Origin of the sequence: Pseudomonas syringae (assembly GCF_000737245.1) — a bacterium.
GTDB lineage: Bacteria > Pseudomonadota > Gammaproteobacteria > Pseudomonadales > Pseudomonadaceae > Aquipseudomonas > Aquipseudomonas syringae_J.
On the sequence record NZ_JPQU01000076.1, the window covers coordinates 1 to 10122 of the forward strand.

At 53.0% G+C, this 10122-nt stretch carries 11 protein-coding genes; 4 read left to right on the plus strand and 7 right to left on the minus strand.

Annotation, left to right across the window (positions count from 1 at the left end):
* Nucleotides 1-234: 234 nt before the first annotated feature.
* Both IV01_RS03575 and IV01_RS26500 read right to left on the minus strand, forming a co-directional pair.
* Nucleotides 235-1476: a hypothetical protein gene (locus IV01_RS03575; protein WP_154232269.1), complete on the minus strand. Its 1242-nt coding sequence runs from the start codon at nucleotides 1474-1476 to the stop codon at nucleotides 235-237.
* A 25-nt stretch (nucleotides 1477-1501) separates the two neighbouring features.
* Nucleotides 1502-2140: a trypsin-like serine peptidase gene (locus IV01_RS26500; RefSeq protein ID WP_080290394.1), complete on the minus strand. Its 639-nt coding sequence runs from the start codon at nucleotides 2138-2140 to the stop codon at nucleotides 1502-1504.
* Between the two features lie 372 nt (nucleotides 2141-2512).
* Here IV01_RS26500 and IV01_RS03565 point away from each other — a divergent pair, with 372 nt between their 5' ends.
* Nucleotides 2513-3094 (plus strand): Bro-N domain-containing protein, encoded by a 582-nt coding sequence (locus IV01_RS03565; protein ID WP_050507934.1) that lies wholly within the window; start codon nucleotides 2513-2515, stop codon nucleotides 3092-3094.
* Between the two features lie 79 nt (nucleotides 3095-3173).
* On the opposite strand, the gene coaA is transcribed toward IV01_RS03565, so the two are convergent.
* The 4 genes from coaA to IV01_RS03550 form a co-directional block, all read right to left on the minus strand.
* On the minus strand, nucleotides 3174-4049 hold the full coding sequence (gene coaA, locus IV01_RS26505; RefSeq protein ID WP_080290395.1) for a type I pantothenate kinase: 876 nt from the start codon (nucleotides 4047-4049) through the stop codon (nucleotides 3174-3176).
* Between the two features lie 174 nt (nucleotides 4050-4223).
* Nucleotides 4224-4874 carry a glutathione S-transferase family protein gene (locus IV01_RS03560; protein WP_032631063.1) on the minus strand — a complete coding sequence of 217 codons (651 nt, stop codon included), beginning with the start codon at nucleotides 4872-4874 and terminating at the stop codon, nucleotides 4224-4226.
* 465 nt (nucleotides 4875-5339) lie between these two features.
* Entirely contained in the window at nucleotides 5340-5630 is a 291-nt protein-coding gene (locus IV01_RS03555; protein WP_032631064.1) for a hypothetical protein, read from the minus strand.
* A 206-nt stretch (nucleotides 5631-5836) separates the two neighbouring features.
* Nucleotides 5837-6973 carry a Calx-beta domain-containing protein gene (locus IV01_RS03550; RefSeq protein WP_032631071.1) on the minus strand — a complete coding sequence of 379 codons (1137 nt, stop codon included), beginning with the start codon at nucleotides 6971-6973 and terminating at the stop codon, nucleotides 5837-5839.
* Between the two features lie 406 nt (nucleotides 6974-7379).
* On the opposite strand from IV01_RS03550, the gene IV01_RS03545 reads away from it, so the two are divergent.
* Together IV01_RS03545 and IV01_RS03540 are read left to right on the plus strand one after the other, a co-directional pair.
* The gene (locus IV01_RS03545; protein WP_032631065.1) at nucleotides 7380-8300 is read left to right on the plus strand and encodes a restriction endonuclease; all 921 of its coding nucleotides are present in this window, start codon (nucleotides 7380-7382) and stop codon (nucleotides 8298-8300) included.
* Between the two features lie 117 nt (nucleotides 8301-8417).
* Nucleotides 8418-8996, plus strand: coding sequence for a hypothetical protein (locus IV01_RS03540; RefSeq protein ID WP_032631067.1), 579 nt, complete (start codon nucleotides 8418-8420; stop codon nucleotides 8994-8996).
* Between the two features lie 59 nt (nucleotides 8997-9055).
* On the opposite strand, the gene IV01_RS03535 is transcribed toward IV01_RS03540, so the two are convergent.
* Complete coding sequence (locus IV01_RS03535) at nucleotides 9056-9691, minus strand: LysE family translocator (RefSeq protein WP_032631072.1); 636 nt, start codon at nucleotides 9689-9691, stop codon at nucleotides 9056-9058.
* Between the two features lie 176 nt (nucleotides 9692-9867).
* Between IV01_RS03535 and IV01_RS26760 the strand changes: the two genes are divergently transcribed.
* The coding region (locus tag IV01_RS26760; protein ID WP_195758817.1) for a hypothetical protein at nucleotides 9868-10122 on the plus strand (255 nt) is incomplete at its 3' end.

Genomic DNA, 10122 nt, shown 5'->3' on the forward strand with positions numbered 1-10122 from the left:
ACTAACCAAGCTGCAACGATCAACGCAGAACCGGAAAGCCACGCAACGTGGTGAATAGGTTCTGAAGAGATGATCAACTTCAAAATCTTCCAGTTTGAAAATCCGACTTTTTCAACAGAATCGGCCAGAAGCGGACACTAAAAAATGGCTAAGAAACTAGAGGTGATTCTCTTACCTATGCGCATACCAAGTCTAGGTGGATATCCATAGGCCAAGAAATTGTTACTCGTACAATTATACACCCCGATAAATACGTCCCAGAGACGATTGGCACTTATTTTTGTTTATTTTCGCTGTTGACGGTCTTTCTATAAATTCCTTAACGAACGGTAGCGACATATCCGCTGCTGCAGCAGCATTGTTTACTTTTCTCTGCGTTTCAGAGGCGTTCAGAACTGCCGTAAAATATTTCTCCTTGTCCGATTCGTCCGCATCAATACATGACTGGAGGATCGGAATCGCATCTACAATTGCATCATTATAGGCTGTTCTGGCTGTATCCTTTTTAGCCATCAATGCTGCTTTCGTTTCTTGCCGTTTAGTTCTGGAAATCATCATTTCCACTTCGTTATTGAGGGTATCTACAACAAGCTGTGAGTTATCGGACATTACCTTTCCGACAAATTTTACAAAATCATTACCATCTCTAGTCTCTGTAATCACAGATTGAGCATACATTGGCGAGTTATCTCCATCAGGCAATTGCAACCAAAAATATTTAGTTGACTTCACGAAGAGCTCGTCTTTCGTGTGACTATATTGACATTGCGAGTCTTTTCCATAACAAATGATCTGGCCACGACGCACACGACCCAAATCCAAGATAGTACTACCCAGCGGTTTCTCCGTATCTGCACTAGGAGAAAAGAAATCAACAGCCACTGTCAGATGCCTATTCGAATCAAAAGTTAATCCATCATCATCTATAGATTGCCTAAAAGACAAATAAATGGGTGCAAGAGTGAATATATTTGGATTTGCTGACTTAGCGAATTGCCCCTCAAAAAACAAATATGGTGCTTCTGAAAGATAAATCTTTTTTTGCATCAACCGTTTCCATTGATCATTGGTAAATCCAGATTTAACCGCCCAGTCTGGCATTCTGGCCTCGTAACCAGGAGGTGCTTTCGGATAAAATCTTCCGCTGACTACTTGTATACAGACTGGAACCTCGGTCACTCCGCTGGTAAAATTACCAAATGCAGGCGCACTCGGAGTAGTCTTATTAGCACCGGCCTCGGTCAACGCCCTACCAACCATACTCACCCCCTCTTTGACCAAAGTTGTCGCTAAAGCGACAGCCACAGCTTCACCCCCTTCTAGCTTCGCCGAATCAGCAAATATGCAAACACCAGAATTTTTTGTTGAAACATAGGATCTAATATCTTCGACGGAAACCAGGTCGACTGTATAGGTGCTGGTGCTTTTACAGCCGAAAATCAATATAAAACATATAGAGGCAAAAAAATATCTCATAAGTCACCCAGATTTTTATTTATTGTTAGCTGTGAGAATTTATCCAGCTCACTATTTCACTATTACATGCCAGTCCAGCATTTTCATCTTCGCCATTCAATGCTTCCGAGTGCACGCCGATAACAAAATTTGCCTTATCAAGGAGTATAATGGGGCTGCCGCTATGCCCGTCACGTGTGCTTGCGTCATGTACAATAACGTCACCTTCTATTCGCTTTACGACACCATTTCCATAATATTGCTGCGTACCAAATCCCTGGGAAGGAAATCCAATCACTATTATTTTCTGCCCTACTAAAGGTGAACCGAAATAAAACGAGGGCATGTCGGCATCGTCACTTAGAACACCAAGAGCTAGATCAAGCTCAGGATGAAAATGAATTTTTAAGATTTCTGTGAGAACCTCTCCACCTTTGAAACTCACAGAAAACTCAGACTCACTCTGGTAGTTTTGCTGTGTGAATACATGTCCCGCAGTCAAAACCAATTTAGACGACACCAAAAATGCGCTTCCTACATATGTAAAATCATGAGAAACGGAAGCAATACTCGAAAAAGGGAACTCTAGCTCCTCACCTAAAGGGATGATTTTTGGCGGCTGACCATGAGTATCTTTAAATGAGACCTCTCTATCTAAGCACGTTAAACATATTTGATTCGCCACGGCGCGCCACCTTAGCTAGACTAGTTAAAGGTCACTAAAGTATATAAACTCGATTCTGTCCAGCTACTGCACCACAGTTATTAGTATTTTTTAGTTCAATTGGCAATAAACTCAATCACGAATTTCACATATGACAATAGATTGACTCAAGGTGCTGATCCCCGCTTGATTTTCGCACCTCTAAATAGTTCCTCATTTTGGAGACAGATGGACTGACTCCTTTTGGCCGATAGTGCCTGTCGCCAGCGGCAGCAATGGGCAGCTCTCAACCGATCATGTTTACTAAGCGTGCTGGTCAAATCCGATGCAATCGGTGGTCTAATCGAATGCAAACGCCTGGTCAAGTGCAATGCAAACGAGTGGTCAGTACCGATGCAATCAGATGGTCAAGTGGAGTGCAATTTCGCACCACCCAGGCAAACCCAATCCACAGCCCTCCACCCCACCACCTTCCACCGCCACAACCGCCAACTCCGCACCCTCCTCCTCGAATCCCAAATCTGGTTCTGTGCCCGAGATTTCAGCCGTCTGATGGGTTGGCCGTTGAACGAGCGGACTACGCGCAAACTGGATGCGGATCAGCGGCGGATTGTGTTGCTGGCGACGCATTACGGGGCTGAGGAGGAGTTGATGGTCAGTGAGTCGGGGATTTATGAGTTGTTGGTACATCACTTTCATGCGGAGAATCGCGGTTTGCGGCGTTGGATCACTAATGAGGTGGTGCCGTGCTTGCGGGATGATCGGCTGCCGGTGAATGACGCCGCGCCGAGCTTGAGTCAGTTGTGTTGGCCGGGGTTGTCGGTGTGTCTGTTGCATTGGCAGAGCGAGCCGTGGATTCGGTTGCGGGATATGCCGAGGATGTTGCCGCTGGGGCAGTTGCCTGGGGATTCGGGGCGGGTTGAAGGTCGATTGCCGTGGTGGCGGGCGGTTTGGCGTGGGGTTGGGTTTGGTTGAAATCTGGCGGCTGTATTGAATAAGCAGCAAGAGAATCAGCTGGCGGGCGTTCTAGCACGCCAGCTATAACGCCAATGGGCTAGACGACCCGCAGCTTCAAAAATTCGATAGTGTGGTTTGCCGATTTTTCGATGATGAGATCTGCATTGTCGCGGGAAGGAAAAATATTCTCTCGCAGATTTACGAGATTGATCCGCTCCCATCTCTCCAAAGCTACCTCCTGAGCTTCATCGGAGGAAAGATCGTGGAATCGACTGAAATAGGATCCAGACTCCAGCGCTGCTTCGGCCTTCAAACGCAGAAACCTTTGCACGTACCAGTTTCTAAGGTGTTCTTCAGGCGCGTGCAGATAGATAGAGAAATCCACATAATCCAGAACGTTTTCAGGGGAATTACTATCCACCTGACATACGTTCACCCCCTCGAGGATTACGATATCGGAAGCCTGAACATGGTGATGTTCTCCTGGGATGATGTCGTATGTGGCATGAGAGTAAATCGGGATGGTTTGACTTCGACCGCGACTAATCGAGCGGAGAAAGTCGAACATCAACGGGCGATTGTAGGATTCTGGAAATCCTTTTCGGCCTGCTAGGCCCTCTCTCTGCAAGGTTGCGAGGGAGCACAGAAATGAATCAGTGGTAACAATTTGAACGCTCGGTCGGCTGGACCATTTTTCAAGAGCCATAGATAAAGCTCTAGAAAAATGACTTTTACCAGCAGCAACGCTGCCAGAAACCCCGATGATGTAAGGCCGTTTGGTGAATGGACGCTTTAGAAATGTTGACTGCACCTGCTGCATCGAACGTGTGGCGGCGCTATGTAGATCTAATAGGTGGGAAAGCGGCAAAAACGCATCACCAACGTTTAAAAAATCTGGGTAAACGCTCAACCACTGATTGAGACTAAATTCCAAACGAGGCCTTCTTGAATGGACCGATGGCGTATTCAGCATTTCAAGATCTCCCTATGACTAGCGGGCCATCCTTGGCGCAGGGGGAGGATTATCGTAGCCGAGCCGGTCTTTGGCAAAGTTGGGCATTAAGAACACGCTAAATGGATCATCGGAGAAATGCCACTCGACCCTGAGCAGTTACTCGAACGAGCCTGCACGCCGGACCGCCCGTTATCAGTAATCCAACCGCCCAAATAGATCGTCAAAAGGAATCATGACGTGCTTCCGAAAGGCCGCACTCGTTTGAAGCCTTTGATACCAGGCCTCCACGTGCGGAATATCTGGGCGGGCGATATCCAGGTTGAAATAGCGGTAGAGGTGAGTGCCCGCCGGTATATCTGCCAGCGTCAAGTGTGGGCCGGCTAGAAAGTCCTTCTTGCTCAATACCTGGTCGAGCAGTTGAAAATATTTCGCGCACAACGCCACGTTTTTTTCGATCGCTTTGAGGTCCCGTTGAGCCTCTGGGGTTCTGTAGAAACCCCAGAACACTCCGGTTAGAAACTCGGGTTGCAGCGTTGTCTGAGACCAGTCCATCCAGCAGTCGATCTGGGCGCGGCGCACAGGGTCGTTACTCCAGAGCTCGGGGCCGCCGTAACGTGCCGCCAGATACCTGAGAATGCTGTGTGATTCCCAGACAACGGTGCCGTCGCTGTCCCTGATCACAGGGATCCGACCGTGAGGGATCATGGCCAGGAATTCGGGAGAGTCTTTGAGGCCAAAGGCGCCGCCTGCCGGAATATGCACATGGGGCAGATCCAGCTCGCCGATGAGCCACATGACTTTCTGAACATTGAACGATGAGCGTCTTCCCCACACTTCAAGCATGCAGCCTCCTTTGTTGAGTCGTTCAAGCTATGCGCTGCGGGCAAGGTGGAGCGCCACCCGGTCGCTCCTGCGAGGTGTGAGGGTCTACGAAGTCGCGCTTCTGTGCCGCATCGGTCGTACGGTCAGTCCCGACCTTTGACTCTTTGAGAACACCCAATGGCCATGAATACACAGCCAGGTATCCAGAAGCCCGGGTTGCTGCTGGCTAAGCCTATTGCGACGAACGCCACGCCTACTGCGAGCATGATGTGTTCTCCCTGACTGAAATATCCGTTAATGACTGAGCGGAATCTAACATAGACCTCTTCCCGCTGGCGGCGGAGCAGAAGAGGCGTCTTGTTTTTAGGGGTGGCGGGTATGGAATGAAATATCGGTTGGCTGCACTGATGCCATCGCGGGCAAGCGCGCTCCTACAGGGGTAGTTAGTAAGGCGGCGTGCCTGGTTCGCCGCCTCGCCCACAGGTTCTAGCCTTTCATCCGCTGCCGATAGTCCTGAACCATCGCTTTGGTGACGTCTTCTTTGTAGCAGCGCGGCGATTCTCCACCGGGGCGGCTGTAGGCGCTGCGTTTGCCGCAGCTTCTGCCATTACTCATTGAGTTATAGGGGCATGGGCAGTTGCCCGAGTAGCCTGCAATTGAGTCGTCGATGATGAGTTGAACGACGGCTGAATCAGGGATTTTGGTGTCCTTTGCAAACACCGAAAATGCGCAGAGCAATGCCAGCGCGGCGATGAAGCTGATTCCTATCTTTCTCAAGGCTGATCCTTAGCTGATAGGACGAAGTGTCTTACCAGCCTTGTACCATGCCATCATTACGCCACTAAACTGATTTGATTGAAATGGCCAGACTTCTTGAGCGGGGAGTTGCAAACCAGGATCAATGTGGCTGATCCAACGCCTTCGCAGGCAAGCCTCGCTCCAACGGTGGAGTGAGGCTGCTTGTCTGCTTTAATCCGTCGCGATCAAATCCAGCCCAGCGGGCCATCATCGTTGACGATGGTGCGCATGCCGCTGAGGACGATGTTGGTGCCGTGGCTGGCGTCGGCCGGGTTGGTGAAGTCCATGTAGAAGGTTTCGTTGGCTTCCCATTTGTAGTCGCCAAGTACTTCGACAGCGACGACGGCTTGGGTTTCGCCAGCGTAGAAGTTCAGGGTGCCTTTGGTGGCCAGGTAGTCTTCGCCGGCTTTGGCAGTGCCATCGCGGGTGGTGAAGTTGAGGCTGATTACCTGGTTCGGGTCGCTGCGGGTGCCGTTGAACTGGACCAGGAAGTAGGCATTGGTCGCGCCGGTGTTGCCTTCGACGACGTTTGTTTTGACCTCGGACATTTTGGTCGGCGCGTCGGTGTAGCTGGCGCGGATCGCCTTGTCGATGGTTTCCTGATAGGCGCTGATGCGCGACCAGGCACCGATTTCACCGTAGCTGCTGTTGAGGCTGTTGTCGACGTCCGGGTGCGCGCCGTTGAGGTACATGCTGTTGATCGAGCTGGCGATGCCGGCGATTTTGCCGTTGATGAAGGCCGGGCCGCCGCTGTCGCCAGCGCTGAGGATGCCTTCTTTCTGGCCCAGACCGGTATCGCGAATACCGAGCAGGCTGCCGAGGGCGTCGTGGCTGGCGGTGCCATCATCGAAGTCGGCGATCAGCTGGGTGCCAGCCTTAGGGTTCCAGGCGATGTAGTTGCCCATCTTCGCCTTGAGCGCGGCTGCGTCGGCGTCGAATTTGTTGGAGGCGATCTGGCGAATCGGTGCGGCCGAGTAGTTGGTGGAAACACCCGACGCTCCGGTGCCTGGCACGCCGTAGCCGACCATGGTCATGGTCTGGCCGATTTCGTTGGCGTCACGGTACAGGTCGTAGCGATTGGCACTGACCGGTGCATGGCCGTTGAGCCAGACGATCGCCAGGTCGTTGTTCAGGTTGATCGCGTCGTAGTTCGACATCACGTCGACCTTGCTCGCGCCCAGCGTCTGTTTACCGGCTGAAGTTTCGAAAGTAACCGAGGTGTTGTTGGTGCCATTCTTGAATAAATGAGCAGCCGTCAGGATCGCCTGACCGCCATACAACAAAACGCCTGTACCGTAATAACCACCTCCTGTGGATACCATAACCACGCCATCATTCCCTTGGCCGGTTACAGCTTTGTTGCGTGAGTCCATGTAGGAGGTGACCGTCGAAACCATAGTGTTATATCCAAAGTGAGTGTCTGTTCGAGGATTGTGTCGGCAATGACACGAAGCCCGTGAGTGACGCTCGTCGGATTGCCATCATTATGGCATTACGCCTTTTGTTATCAGCTGAACGGTATAGCTATGGGCCACTATTGCGCCATGGAGTGGCGGATTTGGCGTGGTGGGTGGGGTGGTCCTCAGCCTGAGTAGGGGGTGGCTTAACGGACGCTTTCGCGAGCAAGCTCGCTCCCACACAAGTCCGCCGTAAATCGCCTTTACTTCAACGCTTCAACCTCGGCACCATTGCGGCCTCACACAGGATTGGCTGGTTAAGGCAACGGATATGTCCCGCAAAAAATCTTCAACACCTTCTGCCCTGCTGTTCCTGGCCGCCAAGCTGCCTTGGTGGTTAAGCACTGTTCTCGCTGTGGCTTCGGGCTGGTTACTGCATTCGGTTGCCGTGATGCCTGTACCGGTTTATTCAGGGTTGCAGGGTGTGCAGTCGATGTTGATTGGCACCTTCATAAGACTACTTGCTAACGTCGGACAGTTTGTTCTGCCGGTTATTTTCGTGGGCGGAGCGATTGCTTCGATTGCAGGGCGACGTAAGCGGCGTCGTTTGCTGGACTCAATCGCCGTTGCTGGCGGCAATACATTAATCAGCATCACTTGGCAGGAATTTGAGCTGCTGGTAGGCGAGGCTCTCAGGCGCAGAGGCTTCACGGTGCAAGAAGCCGGCGGTAACGGCCCGGATGGCGGGATTGATCTGGTGGCGCGCCGGGATGGCGAAAAATATCTGGTGCAGTGCAAGCAATGGCGCTCGATGCAAGTGGGAGTATCCGTGGTTCGTGAGTTGTATGGCGCCATGGCGGCTGAAGGGGCGGTAGGTGGTTTCGTGATCACCAGCGGGCGCTTTACCGATCCTGCGAGGGAGTTTGCATCGGGACGCAACTTGCAACTGGTGGATGGCGCACAGCTGAATCAATGGATTACTGAAAGTAAACGTCCAGCCGCCGAACCTGAGCCTGTGGCCGTCAAAGATGTTGTTGAGCCCGTCATTGTAGTGCCCGACGTCAAAGTTGCCCCTGAGCCAGAGCCGCAAAAGCCCGCGCAACCCAAAGCCCCCGCCTGCCCCCACTGCAAGAAACCCATGGTGATAAAAGTGGCGCGCACCGGGCGTAATGCAGGGGGCAATTTTTGGGGGTGCGGGGATTATCCGAAGTGTCGGGGGATTCGGGCGATGTTGGCGCCGATGGGGAAGTAGTCTCGCCAGTCGCGTCGTAATCTGGGCTCCACTCTCCTCCAACGATTCGACATCAATCCCCCCAGTAAGGCAGGATGCCACCATTCGCTATTGACCCAACCCTTATGAGGAAACCCCATGCGGTTTTTCAGTTGTAAAACCGTTGTGCTGGCTGCTGCGCTGATGATGAGCCTGCAGAGTGCTGACGTCGTTGCTGCTACCAAACAGCAAGCGCCCAGTCTGCAGAAAGTCTCGCTTCTGGGCGGGCGGCTGGTGTTTCGCTTGCCTAAGGAGTATGTGAAAAGCCCGATGCCTGAGATTGATGACAAGGCCAGGGCGGCGGGTGTGACGGGTTCGCTGTACATGAACAAGGCGGCCAAGCGGGTGGTGATTATCACTGAGACGCCGCTGGATGCCGGGCAGAAAGTGTCCAGCAATGACAAGGCGACGCTGGACGGAATCATTGCTGCGACCATTGAGCAGCAGAAGGCCAGTTATCAGAACTTCAAAAAGCTCGGCGAGAAGAAAATGGTGCGGCGCGGCCTGGGCGTGCGGCAGCTGGACATTTCCGGCAGCGTCGATGGGGGCAAGGTGTTGAGCACCACCGTGACGGCCGCAGCAGGCAAGCGCACGGCGATGGTCAACGTGATCTCCCTGGAGAAAGACGCTAAAGCCCATGGGGAGTTGTTGAAGACGATTACCGATAACAAGAAGTGATAATTGCTGCTTTAAGGCTGCGATTGACGCCTTGAAAGCAGCATTTATCCAGCGAAGATTTAGCGCCGCCCTTCCACCAGCATTTTCACCGCCAACCCGCAGAGCACTGTGCCCATGAGCCATTTCTGGACCATTGCCCAGGTTGGGCGCTGGGTGAGGAAGACGGCGATGGAGCCTGCAGCCAAGGCGATCATGGCGTTCACGCTGAGACTGATAAGCATCTGAAAGAAGCCGAGGATCAGCGATTGGCTCAGTACGCTTGCACCGCTGTCGAGGCTGATGAATTGCGGTAGCAAGGACAGGTACAAGACCGCGACTTTCGGGTTGAGCAGGTTGGTCATCAGCCCCATCAGGAATAGCTGTTTATTGCTGTCCCGAGGCAATTCCTTGACCTGGAACGGTGAGCGGCCGCCGGGCTTGAGTGCCTGCCATGCCAGGTACAACAGGTACAGCGCTCCGGCGTAGCGCAATGCGTCGTAGGCGTAAGGGACCGCCATGACCAGGCCGGTGATGCCGAATGCAGCGCAGAGCATGTAGAACAGGAAGCCGAGCCCAACGCCACCGAGGGAGATCAACCCGGCTTTCGGGCCCTGGGAGATGGAGCGGGAGATCAGGTAGACCATGTTCGGCCCCGGTGTGAGGACCATGCCAAGGCAAATCAGGGAGAAGGTGATGAGGCTTGGGAGCTCTGGCATAAAGTGTTCTGGCATGGCGACTTCCGGCTGTCTTGGGGTGTGGTGGCTGAAGCTTACGCTAAGCGGACAGAATTTCGCAGAAGCCTGTAGGGGAGTTTGTGTTCCTCCGGAAGAGCCGGTCCCCCGGAGCTGACTCGCTGCGCCAGGCGTGCCGCGTACCCCTGTGGGAGCGGTGCTTGCCCGCGAAGAACGATGACGCAGTAGGGCTGATGAACCGGGGTGTCTGGTTCGCGGGCAAGCCTCGCTCCAACGGAAAACTCAGTTGCCTGTTGGAGCCGAGCTTGCTCGCGAAGAACGATGACGCGATGCGCCTGGTGTGCCGCGTACCCTTGTGGGAGCGGTGCTTGCCCGCGAAGAACGATGACGCAGTAGGGCTGATGAACCGGGGTGTCTGGTTCGCGGGCAAGCCTCGCTCCAACGGGAAACTCAGT

What these genes read in the sequence shown, in the direction of transcription:
- IV01_RS03575 (WP_154232269.1), bottom strand. Translation starts at nt 1,476, where the DNA reads ATGAGATATTTTTTTGCCTCTATATGTTTTATATTGATTTTCGGCTGT.
- IV01_RS03565 (WP_050507934.1), top strand. Translation starts at nt 2,513, where the DNA reads ATGCAATCAGATGGTCAAGTGGAGTGCAATTTCGCACCACCCAGGCAA.
- coaA (WP_080290395.1), bottom strand. Translation starts at nt 4,049, where the DNA reads ATGCTGAATACGCCATCGGTCCATTCAAGAAGGCCTCGTTTGGAATTT.
- IV01_RS03560 (WP_032631063.1), bottom strand. Translation starts at nt 4,874, where the DNA reads ATGCTTGAAGTGTGGGGAAGACGCTCATCGTTCAATGTTCAGAAAGTC.
- IV01_RS03550 (WP_032631071.1), bottom strand. Translation starts at nt 6,973, where the DNA reads ATGGTATCCACAGGAGGTGGTTATTACGGTACAGGCGTTTTGTTGTAT.
- IV01_RS03545 (WP_032631065.1), top strand. Translation starts at nt 7,380, where the DNA reads ATGTCCCGCAAAAAATCTTCAACACCTTCTGCCCTGCTGTTCCTGGCC.
- IV01_RS03540 (WP_032631067.1), top strand. Translation starts at nt 8,418, where the DNA reads ATGCGGTTTTTCAGTTGTAAAACCGTTGTGCTGGCTGCTGCGCTGATG.
- IV01_RS03535 (WP_032631072.1), bottom strand. Translation starts at nt 9,691, where the DNA reads ATGCCAGAGCTCCCAAGCCTCATCACCTTCTCCCTGATTTGCCTTGGC.